Consider the following 15,951-nt stretch of genomic DNA (forward strand, 5'->3'; position numbering starts at 1 on the left):
GGTGGGTGGGGGCTGGTCGTGCAGTTCCCCGTGCCCCTGAAAAGCAGGGGCTGCGCTCCGTGCTTTTCGGCCCGCAGGGCCGGGTCTTTGTCTTCAGGGGCGCGGGGAACTGCGCGAGCAACCACGAACTGCCCGCACCCGCCGACGCACAGTCACCCCCGAGCAATGAGGCGCCCGGCTCAGCGGCGCAGCCCAGCCGCATTACCGTGAGCCCATGCTCCCGAACGTCACCGGCGCGGCCTCCGCCCCCGCGCCCGCCGAAGCCGTCGCACCCCTCATGCGGGGGATCACCGTGCTGCGCCGGCTCACCGAGGCGGACGGGACGCTGAGTCCGAGCGGGCTGGAGAAGGCCACCGGGCTCGCGCGCTCCACGGTCGACAGGATCACGGCGACGCTGGCCCGCATGGGCTACGTACGGCTGGACGGCCGCGACGCGGTCCTCGCCCCCCGTCTGATGGAGCTGGGCAACGCCTATCTGGCCGCCATCCGTCTCCCCCGTCTTCTCGACGCCCACGCGGACGCCCTCGCCGACGAGTTGGACGAGTCGGTGTCCCTCGCGGTCGGCGACCGGGACGGCGTCCGCTTCATCCACCAGGCCACCCGCCGCCGCGCGATGTCCCTCAGTTTCCGCATCGGCGACCTCCTCCCCGCCGAACGCACCGCGCCCGGCCCGCTGTTCGCCACCGAGTGGGAGCCGGCGAACTGGGCCCGGTGGCGCGCCCGCCGCACGGCCGACCCAGAGGGCCACGGCTTCCCGGCGGTGCCTCCGCGTGGCGGCGCGTACGACGACTTCGAGGACCGTACGGCTCGGGCGGGCGCCCAAGGGTGGGCGCTGGACGACCAGTTGATCGAACCGGGGCTGGTGGCGGTGTCCGTCCCCGTGCGGGATCCGCGTACCGGGCGGGTCGCGTGTGTGGCGAGCGTCGTCAGTCATACGAGTCGGCACACGGCTGAGTCCCTGCGTTCGACGCTGTTGCCGCGGCTGCGGGCGACCGTGGCGGAGATGGAACGGGAGCTGCGGGGGCCTGCGGGGGCCGCCTCCACCGTGAGGGGCGGCACCTCGGGCACCTCACGCGTCTCTGCCCCGTCCAGCCCCTCGGGTCTCGCCGCCTGGACCGGCGCCTCCAAGCAGGAACTGGGCCGGGAGTTCATCGAGTCGCTCGCCCGGGGGCTCACCGTGATCACCTCGTTCGGCGAGGGGCGGGCCGAGCTGACCCTCACCGAGGTCGCCCAGGCCACCGGACTCGCCCGGGCGACGGCCCGGCGCGCGCTGATCACCCTCGAACACCTCGGGTACGTCGAGTCGTACGACCGTGTCTTCCGCCTCACGCCCCGGGTGCTGGGCCTGGGCTTCCCGCCCCTGTCGATGCTGCCCCTCCCGCGGATCGCCGCGCCGCATCTGGCCGAACTCTCCGCGCGGGTGCACGAGTCGGCGTCCCTCGCGATCCTCACCGGGGGCGGGGACGAGGTGCAGTACACGGCGCGGGTCGCCACGAGCCGCATCATGAGCGTCAACATCACCCTCGGGACGCGACTGCCGGCGTACGCGACCTCGCTCGGCCGCGTCATGCTCGCCGACCTTCTCCCGGAGGTCTCCCTCCCGGAACGCCTCATCCGGCTGACCCCGCACACGGTCACCGACCGGCGGGAACTGCTGGCCGTCCTGGAACGCGTGCGGGCCGCCGGGTACGCCCTCGTCGACGGGGAGTTGGAGGAGGGGCTGCGGTCCATCGCCGTGCCGGTGCGGGAGCGGGGTGGGCGGGTGGTCGCGGCGGTGAACGTCGCGATGCACAGCAGTCGGCGGAGCGTCGAGGAGTGTGTGGCGGAGGTACTGCCGGAACTACGGGATGCGGTGGGGCGGATCGAGGGGGAGCTGGGGGTGGCGGGCATGTTCCGCCGGGTCCCGGGAGTCTGACCGGGAGTCCGACCGAGTCCGCCCTGGAGCACGACCTCCCCATGCGAACACCGTACGCTGGTCGCGTCAGCCGTACGCAGGCAGAGGAGAGGCGCCGCTATGTCACCCGAGAAGCCGGTCAGGAAGCAGGAGGGGTTCCAGTCCGTGTGGACCCGGCCCCGGACCGGGCGGGAGCAGCCCGCGCTGAGCCGGGAGCACATCGTGGCCGAGGCGCTGCGGCTGCTCGACGAGGAGGGCATCGACGCGCTGAGCATGCGCAAGCTCGGCGGCCGCCTGGGCGCCGGCGCAACCTCCCTCTACCGCCATGTCGCCAACAAGGACGAGCTGCTGGAGCTGGCCGTCGACGAGATCTACGGCGAGATCGAGGTCCCCACCACTCCCGACCCGGCGAACTGGCGCACCGACACGGCCAGTTGCGCGCACACCCTGCGCGCCACGATCCTGCGCCACCCTTGGCTGGCCTCCGTGCTCGGCGAGATGGGCATGTCCTATCTCGGCCCGAACTGGATGCGGATCTCCGAAGCCATGCTGAACCTGCTGACCACCGCCGGGTTCCCCGCCGACGAGACCGACCGGGCGCTCTCGACGATCGTCGCCTACGTCACCGGCATGGCCACCACCGAGGCCGCCTGGCTCAACGTCCTCGCCCGCAGCGGCCAGGACGAGCGGACCATGGTCGAACGCCTGTGGCCGGCCGCCGAGGAGGCCGCCCAGGACTACCCGCTGCTGCGCGAGGGCTACGCCGAACAGCGCGGGGCGGATCCGCGGGCGGCCCGGGAGGAGGGGTTCCAGTACGGGCTCGACCGGATGCTGGACGGGTTGGAGACGCGGCTGAAATGAGCGGACTTCATTGGCTTCTTTGAGCTGATTGACTTCTTTGGGCTGATTGGCTTCTTTGGCTTCTTTGGGCTGATTGGCTTCCTTGGCTTCTTTCGGGCCTCGTCCCCAACTCGCCCTGCCTACTCACCCGTTGACGCCCGTGTACTTGCTCAGGCTCCACTTCCACAGCAGCCGCGACAGCACGTAGGCGGTGAGGCCGATGAGGGGCGAGGCGACCGCGAGCGCTTCCGGTACGCCCATCGCGTCGCCGTGGCCGGTCAGCACTCCGGCCGGGAAGTAGGCGATGAAGGCGAGCGGTACGACGAAGGTGAACGCGGCGGACGCGGCCTTCGGCAGGATGCTCAGGGGGTAGCTGCCGAAGGTCCCCATCAGCTCCTCCAGCCACTGGCTCCAGTACGAGGTCGCCGGGAAGTGGAACGCGGCGGCGGCCAGGGCCGTGAAGAGCGCGGCCTCGACCAGCATGCCGCCGAGCACACCCGCCACCACGTACGCGATCCGGCCCGCCGTCCAGTCGAGGGAACTGCGCTGGAGGGCGGCGACGAACAGACCGGCCGCGACGACCAGGTCGCCGATGGCGTTGACCGGGAAGAAGGCCAGCTGGACCTGCCGGTAGACCGGCATCGGACGGATCAGGCAGGGGTCGACGATCCCCTCCTGGACGAGGACGTTCATGTACTGGACGCGGCCGAGGAAGAGCACGTACAGCCCGTGGGCGAGCATGCGCATACTGGCGATGAGCAGCACGTCGGAACTGGACCAACCGCCGAGTCCGGGGAACCGGGTGAGCAGCACCGAGGCGAAGACGACGATCGAGACCTGCCAGATCGCCCCGACGGCGACGCCCATCAGGAACTCGCCCCGGTACTCCAGCCGGGCCTTGAAGTTGAGCTTGGTGATCCGCCAGACGACGCGCCAGGCGTGCGCGGTGCCATGTGAAGCGGTCCTGTGTGGAGTCGTCATGGTCATCCTCCCTGGGCCACGACGCGTCGGCCGGCCCGGTCCCAGAGCCGGCGGGTCAGCAGCGCGAGCAGCACGATCCAGACGGCCTGGATCGCCATCTGCCCGAAGGCGTCGTCGACGCCGATCCGTCCGACGTAGATGGAGAGCGGTACGCCGAGGGTCGCCTGGAACGGCAGGAACGTGCTGAGCGTGATGAACCAGTCCGGGAAGTACCAGAGCGGCGCGTACACACCGGAGAGCAGGTTCTGCGCGAAGACGAGGATCATCAGGGCCGCCTCGTTGCGCAGGGTCCAGAAGCACAGCAGGTCGACCAGCATCATCACGTAGTGCAGGACCAGTTGGCCGAGCAGCATGCTCACCGCGAAGACCCCGGCCACCGCGAGGGAGGCAGGCGGGGCGACGACCCCCACGGCGAGACACAGCACGTATCCGGCGAGCACCCAGCCGAAGCCGTACAGCTGGTCGCCGAGGGCGCGCAGGGCGTAGTAGCGCTGGGGCTTCATCGGCCGCAGGTACCAGTAGACGATCGTCCCGAAGTGCAGGTGCTGGATCACCGTGTCGCGGCCCGCGCGCCGGTCGAGGCCGCGGATGCGGCTGGCGAGCACGGCGAGTACGGCGTAGCCGACGGCCTGGGTCTCGTTCAGCCCGGCGCTGGAGTCGGTGTTCGCGTACAGCCCCCGCCAGAGGTAGACGACCAGGCAGACCTGGACGAGGAGCCGTATGGCGGTGGCGGTCATCCGGGGCGGGGTGAGCAGCTCGCCCCGGGGGGTGATCCAGGAGACGCGGCGGGCACGGGAGAGGGCCGTGGTGAGGGTGGGAATCGGGGTGGGGGTGAGGGTGGGGGCTTCAGGTGGATCGGGCAGGGTCCGGGGCGTGACTGCCATGGTCAGCCGCCCTGGGAGGTGGAGGCGGAGGTGGAGGCGGAAGTGGAGGCGGAAGTGACGGTGGCCGGCTCCCGGGCCGGTATGTCGGCCGGTGGTATGTCACTGAGGTAGGCGGCGCGCATGACGTCCTCGAGGTCGTTCTCCTCCAGCGCCAGGTCCGCGACCCGGAACCGCCCGATGATCGCCTTGAGCGCCTCGTGGACGCTGGGCGCGTCCTCCCCAACCGGCCCGAACACGACCCGCGGCCCTTCGCGCCGCAGCACGCCGATACCGGCGAACCCGGGCAGCGGCACAGGGGCTCCCGCCGCTCCTGTCCCCTCACCGCGCTCGATCTCCTCGACGTCGGCCGGGTCCGCGAGCGTGGCCCGGACCTGCCAGGTGCCGCCGAAGCGCCGCCGGATCTCCTGGAGCGAGCCGTCGAGAACGATCCGGCCGTGGTTGATCAGCACGACGCGCTCGGCGAGCCGTTCCACCTCGGTCATGTCGTGCGTGGTGAGCAGGACGGTACGGTCGCGCTCCTCGACCTGGTGCCGCAGGAACCGCCGTACCTGCTCCTTCACCACCACGTCCATGCCGATGGTGGGCTCGTCGAGGAAGACGACGGGCGGGTCGTGCAACAGCGAGGCGGCGAGATCGCAACGCACCCGCTGCCCCAGCGACAGATGCCGGACCCGGGTGTCCCAGAACTCGGAGAGTTCGAGCAACCCGTCGAACTCCTCGATACGGTCCCGGAATTGAGCCTCGGGAACCCCATAGATATCCCGCAGAATCTCGAACGAGTCCCGGGCGGGCAGATCCCACCACAACTGCGTCCGCTGCCCGAACACGGCCCCGATGTTGTGGGCGTTGCGCTCCCGGTCCCGGTGCGGGACGACCCCGGCGACGAGCGCCTCGCCCGAGGTGGGCGTCAGGATCCCGGTGAGCATCTTGATCGTGGTGGACTTCCCGGCCCCGTTGGGACCGAGCAGTGCGAGCAACTCCCCCTTGCCCACACTGAATTCGACGTCCTGCACCGCGACCTTGGCCACTCGCTGCGGGCTGACGAGCGATTTGAGCGCCCCCGCGGATCCGGGCCGCCGTACGGTCGTCTGGAACACCTTGGACAGCCCGCGCGCCTCGATCACCGCAGACAACGGCATCACATCCCTTCACACCAACTCGTTCGAAATTGTTCGAGATAGCAAACGCCATCCGGAACAACGGTCGGCATGCTAGGCCCGCAGGCCGAACCAGAGAAACGATTTGTTGGCCGCCCCGACACCGCTCCCTGGGATCACCGCCCGGACCTACCCAGCGCGACCACCCCGGATGCCTACCCCCCACCGACTCCCCCACCACCCGCTACACCGACCGGGCACGCAGAGGTCATCCATCTTCCCGCCCGCCAGGGACACAGTCCGGAACCGCGCTCCGCCATCGAGCTGCTCAAGAGCGAGTCGGAAGAACCCCGCGAAGGTGCCGAGGCCGTCGTGCGCGCACTGCTGGACGTGCTCCTGCTCTGCATCCTGCGCACCTGGCACGACGCGCAGGCAAGCCACCACAGTGCCACCGGCTGGGCCGCGGCGCTGCGCGCCCCCGCCACAGCGTCCGCGCTACAGGCGATCCACCCCGATCCGTCCCGGCAGTGGACCGTCGAGGAACTGGCCGGTCTGTCGGAGTCGGTCCGCGCGGCCTATCTGGCGGCCAACCCCTTCATCGCCTGGTCCGGCGGCAAGGCGCACTTCACCTGGGCGGACTTCCTCACCCATGTCGGCGCCCGGCGCAAGAACGTGCCGTCCTTCGACACGTTCGACATGGCCGGCCCCGAGAACAACCTCTTCGGCACGGGGACCACGAGGGCCCGGCACTTCACCCTTTGGCGCCTGCGCAAGCAGAACGGCGACAGCGCCCGCCTCGACGAGGGCGGTGTCGACGCCGAAGCTCTAGGACTCCGAACCGACCTCGAACAAGGCGGCCCCGTCTTCCATCCTGGCCTTCTGCGATGTCGCCCGCCGGGCCGACGCCAACTGCCAGCCGAAGGTCGGGCCCGCCCCCGATGCCCAGCAGGTTCACCCGGCACTTGGTGGTCAAACCCTTCGCGGCGAAGGGCGCGTCCGACGCCGACGCCGTGGGGGACACGGGCACCGGCAGGACCGCCGCGCGGGGCGGGTGCCTGCGGTTGACGTGGCCGTTGGGCGCGACGTGAGTTGTGGCCGTCAGTCCGCCGTGCCGCTCAGCAGGGTCTCCAGGGCGGCGGCGCCGACGCCGCCGTCTTCGAAGAGAACCCTGTTCAGCAGTGCGGGCAGTCGGCGGGCGGGCAGGTCCAGGAACGGCGCCAGCCGACGGGCCAGTTGCGCGGAGTCCTCGCCCAGGCCGTGCCGGGCCAGGACGCCGACCGTGCGCCCCCAGAGGCGGGGGTCGTTCATCAGATCCCGTACGGTGACCACTTCGGGCGGCGCCTTGGCGAGGCAGGGATCCTCGGTGGTCCAGGTGTGCGTGCCATGGGCCACCGTCACCGGAGGCCGTCCGGAACCGGGCAGATGGATGGTGGCCCGTGTTCCCACGAGTACGGCCACGTCCAGGTGGAAACGCCCGTCGTCGCGTCGCCAGCTCACCGAGGCCTCGCCGTACGGGGTGAGATGCACGGCCGTCGCGTGGGTCAGTGACCGGTCCGGCAGTGGGCGGGAACAGGGTCGGCTTCATATTCGATGGGCGGCCGGAGGCCGAGGTTGGACGGGGCATCAACGACGACGATGCGGCGCATCCGGCGGCGCCCCAGATACCGAAGGCCACGCCACGCCGCTCGGCCGGGACGGCGGCCGAGAGCAGGGTGAGTGTCAGGGGCGTCACGATGGCGGCCCCGACACCCTGCACCGCTCGGGCGGCGATGAGTTCGTTCATCCCCGGTGCGAGCGCGGCCGCAGCGGAGGCGGCGGTGAAGATGCCGAGCCCGAGGACGAACAGCCGTCGCCGCCCGAACCGGTCACCCAGCGAGGCGCCGAACATCAGCAGGACGGCGAAGGTGAGGGTGTAGGCGCTCACCGTCCATTCGAGGTCCTCAAGTCCGCCACCGAAATCCTCACGGATCGAGGGCAGGGCGGTCGTGACGATCAGGTTGTCCAGCGCGGTGATGAATCCGGCCACGCTGGTGATGGCCACGGCCCAGATGGTGGTGCCGCTCCGGGCGGGCCGCTGGTGTTGCTGCTGCTGCTGTGACATGACTGTCCTATGTCAGACGGAACGAGTGACTGATCAATAGATAGGCAGACCAGGGGCCTGAGCCGGAGGTGAATGCGGTGCCGGTGAATGCGGTGCTCGGGGCGGGCGGCGAGCGCCACGGTCCCCATGGGTCCACCGTGCTGACGCCTCCGCCGGTCGGGCAGGCGGACGCGGCCCCCGGCGATCGGGGAGGTCGTCCGGGTCAGCCTGCCGATGACGATGGGGAAGGTAGGTCCGTGCTGCACCCGCTTGACGCCGCTCGTCAGGGCGACGCGGAAGCCCTGATGCTGTGGGGCGACCCCGGTATCGGCAAGACCGCGCTACTGGAACACATGGCCGAGTCCGGCGTCGCGGACTCCGAGTCTCTCCGGGGCGGCTGGCAGAGGAACCACCGGTACACACGGCGAGTCCCTCGCTCATCGGCCGCAGGCGCTGCGCCGGCGGGCAGTCGGGACGGCCGGCAAGCGGCGGGAGAACGGACGGACGCAGCCGTCGACCGCGTCGGCTGTGCGTCCATGGCGGTTGTAGGTCCACCGCGCGAAGAAGTACTCGAGATACCCGCGCATGTCGTGCCCCACCAAGCGTTCGGGCAGATCGGGCTGCATGCGGAACAGCCAGTGCCAGTACCCGGAGGCCAGCGAGGCGTCCAGGCGGCGGAACATCTCCTGGGTGGGCACGATGTCGAGCACGGCCAGCCGCTCCACCTGGTCCCAGCCGTGGAGTAGGACGAGCAGAAGTCCGGACCCGGCTCGGACGCAGTGCAGGCGGACCCCGTCCACCTGCGTCACTACGGTCGTCACTGTCGGCTGCCCCACGGACGCTTCCTGACACGAGCTAACCGTCGAACTGCCGGAGGGTCCTCAGCTCACTCGGGCGACCTCATACGAAAGGCTGGGCCGGGGACGCTCTCGATGTCCTTCGCTTGCACCGGGTGGCCTCGTTCGCAGCGGATCTGGACATCGACGTGCGCGCCGCACTCGCGGTGTCGCGCCAGTACAGCCGGCCCCTCCGGGTCGGCACGGTACCGGTCGCCCCACTGCAGCAGCCCCATCACGGCCGGCACCAGATCCATGCCCTTGGAGGTGATCACATACTTCGACCGACTTCGCGAACCGGGCTCCTTGTACGTCTCCGTCGCCAGGATCCCTTCCTCCACCAGCATCCGAAGCCGCGTCGCCAGAAGGTTACGAGGACAGCCCAGGACACGTTCGAGGTCACCGAACCGGGACAAGCCGTACCAGACCTCGCGCAGGATCAGGATCGTCCACTTCTCGCCCACGATCTCAAGAGTCCGCGCGATCGAGCAGTTGGACGTGTCCCGGTCGAGTCGGGGGTCCATGCCGGTGTCTTGGAGAACTTCGGTCCACGCATCCATGGGAGCGATTCTAACCACGTTTGGGTTTACTTTTAGATACTCAGCTATCGGTGCCGCGATCGGCCACTCGACCCGACTGCGCACGAGAAGCATCAAGGCCTCCCGCCGAGTCCTTCGGGCGATGCGCGAGGGCGTGGAGCCGAGCCCGGATGCGAGTCCGTTCCACGCGTCCGGGCATGGCCGCTCGGGGCCGCTCGGGGCTACGAGAACACCTGCATGCCGCCATCGGCGTCTCACCGATCGCCTACCGGCGCACCTTCCGCGGCACCCCGTCCCTCACGCACTGAGCGCCACCGCACCCACCACTCTGCGAACGCGGTGACGAACGGGCGCACCGCCACGGCCGGGGGGAACGGACGTCGCCACACAGCACGCGCCCGCCCATACCGCAGGGGCGCCGTCAGCCCGCCATGCCCATGATCACCGGACCGCTCGCAGGAGCACTCTCCGACCGCTTCGGTGGCGCACGGGCATGTTGTTCGCCCCCGCCGCCAACCTCGTCATGAGCACGGTCCGCCCGGAAGAGGAAGGCCTCGCCTCCGGCGCCAACAACGCCGTCCGCCAGGTCGGCGGCGTCATCGGTGTCACTCCCCGGCGGCCATCTTCTCCGCCCAGGCCAGCTACGAGTCCGCCTCACCGCCGCTTGGGCGGCATGGTGCTGTGCCACCTCGATGTGCCGCAGGCCGAACCAGACGACCAGCGCTCTCAGCGCGAAGGCCGCCCCCGGCAAGGACGAAGCTGAGGGTGAACTGTGATTCGGCGGGTACCGCCGGGGAGGTGCCCGACGCTCTTGGCGGCACGGTGGTGGTGATCACCGTGCCGGTGTCCATCGCGATCCGCCGGAGGAACTTCACGGTCAGATCAAGCGAGGTGTGTGCCGTGCCCGGCGGCAGGGGCGACTGGACTGCCCCGCCGGCCTAGAGCTTGGACCGGGGCGAAGAACCGCATGCGGGTCTTCCAGCAGCTTTGGCGGCGCAGGAGGTGACCCCGGCGGCGTCGGCTGCGTCCCAGCTGGAGAGGACCTGCCGGCTTCGGACCACTCCCCCGAGAGTCACAACCTGGGGCCAGGGACGTGGTGCGTCAGACGCGCTGCCCGGCGTCCAGCAGGGCGAGGGCGTTGTCGATCCCTTGCTCGAGGAGTTCACTGGCGAGTTGACTGTCGGTCAAGGCGCGGGACAGCTGGAGTGTCCCGGCCATCAGGCCGAGGAGGCTGAGTGCCTTCACGCGTGCGGAGGACGGGGCCTCGGGTGCCATGCGGGCGGCAATGCCGTCGATGAGGACCAGCACGCCGTCGGTGTATGCCTGCCTGGTCGCGTCGGTGCAGCGGCCGATCTCGTCGAGCAGAGCGGCGTTGGGGCAGCCGTCGCCAAGGCTGTCGCGGTGCCGGGGCGACAGGTACCCCCGCACAATCTGCTCGACTCCTGCGCGGCCAGGAGCAGCCCGCGCGACGACATTCTCGGCCTGCACCTTCAACTGGTCGGCGATCGCCGTGGTGACGAGGTCGTCCTTGGATTCGAAGTGAGCATAGAAGGCCCCATTGGTCAGCCCCGCGTCCTTCATGAGCACCGAGACCCCGGAGCCGTCAATGCCGTCTTGCTTAAGCCGACGGCCCGCCGTCTCGATTATCCGCCGCCTCGTCTCCGACTTGTGCTCTTTTCCGTACCGCACCACAGCACACGCTCCTTCGCGGGCCGGAAGGACCGGTAGCCCTTCACCGACTTCACCAGTCTATGGTATTGCGAACGTAATCCAAAAAATCGCCGACCCGGCCCTGCCACATCAGCGACCCCGGGGGCCCGACTCCCGGCAGTGAGGGTGCCGCAGTGCTGGGCGAGTGATTACGCGGGCACGCTGTCCGAGCGACGAATCGGCGCGGTCGTCGGTGATGAGCGTCCAGTCGGCCGGGAACTTCGCCCAGGCGCGGAAGGGGCGGCGGCCGAGCTTCGGCGCGTGATGCGCGAGGACGGAACACAGGATGTCGCCCTCATGACCTTGGCAGAGAGCGCCGAGCACGCTGAGGAGTGATCCAGCAGACCGTCTTCGCCGTGCGCTTGCTGACGGGCATACCTTCGCCAGGCAGCGCCGGGACATCCCGGCCTCAGCGGCGACGCGCGCGACCGGACGCCCAGCGCCCACACGTTCGCAGGAGGTAAGCCGCTGGATCTGGTCGGCGCCCGCAATCTTGAGTACCCCGAGCGCGCACAGCACGTCGCCGCGCAGGCCGTTCGGCGATCCGCCTCGCTCGCCTGCCGCTTGCCCGCCATCAGGCCCATCAACCCGTCGCGGCCGGGCGCCGGGCGCCGGCCACCGGCCGAAGAGGGCATCGGGTGCCCGAACCCGATGATCTCCGCCACCACGACAACCAGAGACTCGCCAAGCCTGGCAGCTCCCTGGAAGCAGCTGCCAGGGAGCACAACGCCACCCCGGCCCAACTCGCTCTGGCCTGGCTGCTACGCAGCGCAGGACATGCTGCCCACCCCCGGTACTTCACAAGTGGCCCACCTGGAGGAGAACGTCGCCGCCGGGACGATCAACCTCAGTGACCCGGCTTACGAAGCGCTGATGGAAGCAGCCGACCGACTCGCCCCGGGCTCCGGCCGGGCAGCGGCCCCAGGTCCCCACCTGTCCGGAGACCAACTCGACGCCCCACAGGGGTGGGTGGGACATGGCCGAGCCTCCTCTACGCCTTCCCGGTCCCCTCCACGGTCAGCACGATCTTGCCGGTGGTACGGCCGGTCTCGCCGAGGACGTGGGCCTTGGCGGCCTCGGCGAACGGGAAAATGGCCTCGATGTGGGCGCGCAGGGCGCCGGTCTCGACGAGGTCGGCGATGGCCTGCATGCCGGCGCGGTCGGCCTCGACGAGGAGGGACTCGTAGGTGCCCCCTCGATGCGGGCGAACCCCTCCATGCCGACTCGGTGGTTGAAGGTCACCACGACGAGATTCCCGTCATGGGCCAGTCGGCTTGCATCGTAGGCGGGGTCGTCGACGGAACCGAACCGGTAGGCCCCGCCGTAGATCCACACCATCACCGGGCGCCTCGTCGCCGGGTCCGGGTCCGGTGTCCAGACATTGACGGTGAGCCAGTCCTCTCCTCCGGTCGCATCGGTGGGAGCGGGAATGGCGGGGCTCAACGGCTCCTGCGGAGGCGGGGGACCGAACACGAACGTCTCGCGAGTGCCCTCCCAGTGGCGCACCGGCTGCGGCGCGGCGAAACGCAAGGCTCCCACCGGGGGTTCGCCGAACGGGATGCCCCGGAAGACGGCGAGACCGTCCTCGTGGCGGCCGCGCACGACGCCTGCCACGGTGGCGACCTCGGGAAACGCTTCTGTGGTCACGACACTCCTCGTCGAGCTCGGCCGACCGCCATGCGGTCGCTGTCAGGGGATCAGGCGTCGGCTGCGTGCTTCATCAGGGTTCAGGGCGGCCGCGCGGTCTCGACCGCGGAGCCGGGGGGACGTCGAGATTCTTCCTAGGCGGACAGGCGGAAAGGCGGACAGGCGGTCGGGCCGCACATCATCCTCAGGCGCGTGCCGGCCCGACCCGCAGGGACTGCCTGGCCGCAGCAGGCAGGCCTCTCAGGTGAGCGAGGTCCACACGCTCTTGACCTCCGTGTACGCGTCGATGGCTTCCCTGCCCATCTCCCGGCCCCAGCCGCTCGCCTTGAACCCGCCCCAGGGGGCGGAGGCGTCCACGGGGTTGGGCATGTTGATGAACACCGGGCCCGCGCGGATGGAGCCGGCCACGCGGTGCGCCGCACCCACGTCACGGGTCCATACGGCCGCCGCCAGGCCGTACTCGGTGTCGTTGGCGCGGGCGACGGCCTCGTCCTCGTCGTCGTACGGCAGGATGGACAGCACCGGGCCGAAGATCTCCTCGCGGGCGATGCGCATGTCGTCCCGCACGCCGGTGAACACGGTCGGCTGGTAGAAGAAGCCCGGCAGGTCGTCGACGGGGGCCCCGCCGACGAGCAGCTGGGCGCCTTCCTCGACCCCGCTGCGCACGAGCGCGTGGACGTGGTCACGGTGTTCGCCGGTGACCAGGGGGCCGAGCTCGGTGTCGGGCGCGCTGCCCGCACCGAGTCGCATCCCGCTGACGGCCTTGGCGCAGCGCTCGGCGAACTCGTCGGCGAGGGAACGGTGGACGAGGAACCGGGTGTAGGCGGCGCACACCTGGCCGCTGTTGAGGAGCGCGCCCTGAAGACAGCCCGTCACGGCCGCGTCCAGGTCGGCGTCAGGCAGTACGAGGCTCGGTGCCTTCCCACCGAGTTCGAGCGAGACACGCTTGAGGTTGCCCGCGGAAGCCCGGACGATCTCCTTGCCGGTCTCGGTCGAACCGGTGAAGGAGACCTTGTCCACGCCGGGGTGCTCGACGAGGGCCCGGCCGGCCTCGGGACCACCGGTCAGCAGGTTGATGACGCCGCCGGGCACACCGGCCTCCCGGCACAACTCGACGAGCCGCACCGTGGTCATCGGGGCCTGTTCCGCGGGTTTGACGATCACGGTGTTCCCGCAGGCGAGGGCCGGTGCGATCTTCCAACTCGCGATCATGAGCGGGAAGTTCCACGGGGTGATCAGCGCGCACACTCCCACCGGCTCGCGCTTGGTGTACTGCAGCACGCCGGGGAAGGACAGCGGAGCCGTCTCGCCGTAGATCTTGGTGACCCAGCCGGCGTAGTAGCGGAAGTGCTCGGCAGTCGTGGCGACGCTGACCGCCGTGGAGATGCCGAGCGGCTGGCCCTGGTCGCGCGTCTCCAACTCGGCCAGTTCTTCGGCGTGTTCCTCGATGAGGTCACCGATGCGCCACAGGATCCGGGCGCGGGCGGCCGGGGTGAGTCCCGCCCACTCCGGGCTCTCGAAGGCGGCGCGGGCGGCCCGTACGGCCGCGTCGGCGTCCACGGCCCCCGCCAGGGACACGTGGGCGTGGGGTTGCCCCGTCGCCGGGTCCAGGGTCTCGAACTCCGCTCCGGAGGCAGCGGCTTGCCACTCGCCACCGATGAAAAGGGTATTGGTCACAGCTGTGCTCCCAGGATGAGGTCGGCGCAGCGCTCGCCGATCATGACGGCAGGTGCGTGGGTGTTGCCGGAGGTGACGGAGGGCATGACGGAGGCGTCCGCGACGCGCAGCCCGGCCACGCCGTGTACGCGCAGGTGAGGATCGACGACCGCCATCCGGTCGATGCCCATACGGCAGGTGCCCACCTGGTGGTGATAGCTGAGGAGGGTCCGCTTGATGTACGCGGCGACCTCCGCGTCCGTACGCACGGACGGTCCGGGTGCGACCTCGCGGGCCCGCCAGTCGCCCAGCGACTTCTCCTCGCCGATCTCCCGCACCTGCTGCACGGCCCGCACCATGGCCGCGAGGTCCGAGGGTTCGGAGAAGTAGGCGGGGTCCAGGGCGGGAGCCTGGGTGGGGTCGGCCGAGCGCAGCCACATGCGGCCTCGGCTGAGTGGACGGATCGTCCCGGCGAGCACCGAGAAGCCGTGGCCCTCCTCCGGGACGTCCACATCGGGCACCGGCACCGGCACGTGAGACATCAGCGGCTGCAGGTCCGGCACGGACAGTGTCGGGTCGGACTTGGCGAAGTAGTGGGCCTCCAGCTTGTTGGCCGTGCCCTGCGGCACCGGCCGTGCCGACTCCCACACCACCGGAGCGAGGGTGTGGTCGTGCAGGTTCGCGCCCACTCCCGGCAGATCCACGGTCACCCCGATACCGAGTGTCCGCAGCTCGTCCGCCGGCCCGAGGCCGCTGAGCAGGAGCAACTGGGCCGATCCGATGGTGCCGCCGGACAGGATCACGTCCCCTTCGCAGCGGATCTCCGTCGTCCGGCCCTCGCGCAGCAGCTCGACGCCCCGCGCCCGGCCGCCGTCCACCAGGACACGCGTGACCGCCGCGCCGGTCATCACCGTCAGCAGCGCACTGTCGAGCACCGGCTGCACGAAGGCGGTCCACGCGCTGACGCGCCTGCCGTCGCGGATGTTGCGGTGAATCAGGTTGACGCCGAGCTGGTCCTGGCCGTTGCAATCGTCGTTGTACGCGATCCCGTAGTCCTGGCAGGCCTCGATGAAGGCGGTGGTGACCGGGTTGGGGGAGTGGTTCCGGCTGACGGGCAGCGGGCCGCCGGCCCCGTGGTAGTGCGACGCGCCGTCCTCGAAGTCCTCCGAGCGTTTGAAGTACGGCAGCACCTCGTCGTACGACCAGCCCGCGGCTCCCTGGTAGGCCCAGCTGTCGTAGTCGGCCCGGTTGCCGCGGACGTAGATCATGCCGTTGAGGGCGCTGGAGCCGCCGAGGACCTTGCCGCGCGGCCAGAACACCTGGGTTCCGGAGGCGTGCCGCTGGGGTTCGGTGGTGTACGCGTGGTCCTGTGGGGAGTTCCACAGCTCCCACAGGCGCCCGGGGCGTGGATGGCCGGGTTGTCGTCCCGGTCGCCCATCTCGATCAGCAGGACGGTCCGGCCGGCGTCCACGAGTCTGCGCGCGAGCGCACAGCCCGCGGACCCGGCGCCCACCACGATGTGGTCGTGAACGGTGTGTGTTGCTCACATGACGGGAGGGTCACAGACGGACGGGCCGCCCGCTTGTGCCGTCGTGCACGGACTGTTGCGGAGGCGGGCACGAACGGCTGTGCGCGGGCGGACGGCCCGGCCCGGTGACGGGCGCGTTGCCCCTGCGGCCCATGGGCGACCTGGCAGCCGCCGTGGGTGACCGGGCCGGGGCCGGGCCGCGCGGGCGAGCGGCGGGGCCGAGGCAGCACGCGACGGGCCAGGACCACCGAGGTGGTCC

General features: G+C 70.4%; 14 protein-coding genes and 4 pseudogenes. 3 read left to right on the forward strand and 15 right to left on the reverse strand.

What is annotated here, in order from left to right; translation table 11 throughout:
- Positions 1-214 precede the first annotated feature (214 nt).
- Both ACFU53_RS39955 and ACFU53_RS39960 read left to right on the forward strand, forming a co-directional pair.
- Positions 215-1,915, forward strand: a complete 1,701-nt coding sequence (locus ACFU53_RS39955; RefSeq protein WP_384004278.1) for an IclR family transcriptional regulator C-terminal domain-containing protein — start codon at positions 215-217, stop codon at positions 1,913-1,915.
- Between the two features lie 99 nt (positions 1,916-2,014).
- A complete protein-coding gene (locus tag ACFU53_RS39960) occupies positions 2,015-2,755 on the forward strand; it encodes a TetR/AcrR family transcriptional regulator (RefSeq protein WP_384004280.1) in 741 nt (246 codons plus the stop codon).
- A 123-nt stretch (positions 2,756-2,878) separates the two neighbouring features.
- On the opposite strand, the gene ACFU53_RS39965 is transcribed toward ACFU53_RS39960, so the two are convergent.
- The 3 genes from ACFU53_RS39965 to ACFU53_RS39975 all read right to left on the reverse strand — a co-directional run bounded on the left by ACFU53_RS39965 (position 2,879) and on the right by ACFU53_RS39975 (position 5,738).
- Positions 2,879-3,715, reverse strand: coding sequence for an ABC transporter permease (locus ACFU53_RS39965; RefSeq protein ID WP_384004282.1), 837 nt, complete (start codon positions 3,713-3,715; stop codon positions 2,879-2,881).
- Positions 3,716-3,717: 2 nt separating this feature from the next.
- Positions 3,718-4,452 carry an ABC transporter permease gene (locus ACFU53_RS39970; protein ID WP_384004299.1) on the reverse strand — a complete coding sequence of 245 codons (735 nt, stop codon included), beginning with the start codon at positions 4,450-4,452 and terminating at the stop codon, positions 3,718-3,720.
- Between the two features lie 149 nt (positions 4,453-4,601).
- A complete protein-coding gene (locus ACFU53_RS39975) occupies positions 4,602-5,738 on the reverse strand; it encodes an ATP-binding cassette domain-containing protein (RefSeq protein WP_384004284.1) in 1,137 nt (378 codons plus the stop codon).
- Positions 5,739-5,807: 69 nt separating this feature from the next.
- Here ACFU53_RS39975 and ACFU53_RS39980 point away from each other — a divergent pair, with 69 nt between their 5' ends.
- Entirely contained in the window at positions 5,808-6,761 is a 954-nt protein-coding gene (locus ACFU53_RS39980) for a cupin domain-containing protein (RefSeq protein ID WP_384004286.1), read from the forward strand.
- Positions 6,762-6,794: 33 nt separating this feature from the next.
- On the opposite strand, the gene ACFU53_RS39985 is transcribed toward ACFU53_RS39980, so the two are convergent.
- The 12 genes and pseudogenes from ACFU53_RS39985 to ACFU53_RS40040 all read right to left on the reverse strand — a co-directional run bounded on the left by ACFU53_RS39985 (position 6,795) and on the right by ACFU53_RS40040 (position 15,680).
- Positions 6,795-7,256: an alpha-L-rhamnosidase C-terminal domain-containing protein gene (locus tag ACFU53_RS39985; RefSeq protein WP_384004301.1), complete on the reverse strand. Its 462-nt coding sequence runs from the start codon at positions 7,254-7,256 to the stop codon at positions 6,795-6,797.
- A 67-nt stretch (positions 7,257-7,323) separates the two neighbouring features.
- Positions 7,324-7,797 (reverse strand): annotated as a pseudogene (locus tag ACFU53_RS39990) (MFS transporter); the annotation flags it as partial.
- 416 nt (positions 7,798-8,213) lie between these two features.
- A complete protein-coding gene (locus ACFU53_RS39995) occupies positions 8,214-8,612 on the reverse strand; it encodes a hypothetical protein (protein WP_384004288.1) in 399 nt (132 codons plus the stop codon).
- Between the two features lie 50 nt (positions 8,613-8,662).
- Complete coding sequence (locus tag ACFU53_RS40000) at positions 8,663-9,136, reverse strand: winged helix-turn-helix transcriptional regulator (RefSeq protein WP_384004303.1); 474 nt, start codon at positions 9,134-9,136, stop codon at positions 8,663-8,665.
- A gap of 848 nt (positions 9,137-9,984) precedes the next feature.
- A pseudogene (locus ACFU53_RS40005) lies at positions 9,985-10,089 on the reverse strand (aromatic compound degradation protein PaaI); the annotation flags it as partial.
- Positions 10,090-10,252: 163 nt separating this feature from the next.
- Positions 10,253-10,843, reverse strand: a complete 591-nt coding sequence (locus ACFU53_RS40010) for a TetR/AcrR family transcriptional regulator (RefSeq protein ID WP_384004290.1) — start codon at positions 10,841-10,843, stop codon at positions 10,253-10,255.
- Positions 10,844-11,659: 816 nt separating this feature from the next.
- The gene (locus ACFU53_RS40015; RefSeq protein ID WP_384004292.1) at positions 11,660-11,839 is read right to left on the reverse strand and encodes a hypothetical protein; all 180 of its coding nucleotides are present in this window, start codon (positions 11,837-11,839) and stop codon (positions 11,660-11,662) included.
- A gap of 13 nt (positions 11,840-11,852) precedes the next feature.
- A pseudogene (locus ACFU53_RS40020) lies at positions 11,853-12,041 on the reverse strand (zinc-binding dehydrogenase); the annotation flags it as partial.
- Positions 12,041-12,508, reverse strand: a pseudogene (locus ACFU53_RS40025) (carboxylesterase family protein); the annotation flags it as partial. The pseudogenes ACFU53_RS40025 and ACFU53_RS40020, both read right to left, overlap by 1 nt.
- Before the next feature lie 240 nt (positions 12,509-12,748).
- On the reverse strand, positions 12,749-14,185 hold the full coding sequence (locus ACFU53_RS40030; RefSeq protein WP_384004293.1) for an aldehyde dehydrogenase family protein: 1,437 nt from the start codon (positions 14,183-14,185) through the stop codon (positions 12,749-12,751).
- On the reverse strand, positions 14,182-15,483 hold the full coding sequence (locus ACFU53_RS40035) for a GMC family oxidoreductase (RefSeq protein ID WP_384004295.1): 1,302 nt from the start codon (positions 15,481-15,483) through the stop codon (positions 14,182-14,184). Before ACFU53_RS40035 ends, ACFU53_RS40030 begins: the two co-directional genes overlap by 4 nt.
- The gene (locus ACFU53_RS40040) at positions 15,429-15,680 is read right to left on the reverse strand and encodes an NAD(P)-binding protein (protein ID WP_384004297.1); all 252 of its coding nucleotides are present in this window, start codon (positions 15,678-15,680) and stop codon (positions 15,429-15,431) included. Before ACFU53_RS40040 ends, ACFU53_RS40035 begins: the two co-directional genes overlap by 55 nt.
- Positions 15,681-15,951: the final 271 nt, after the last annotated feature.

The sequence above is a fragment of the Streptomyces sp. NPDC057474 genome, from assembly GCF_042802555.1.
Lineage (GTDB): Bacteria > Actinomycetota > Actinomycetes > Streptomycetales > Streptomycetaceae > Streptomyces.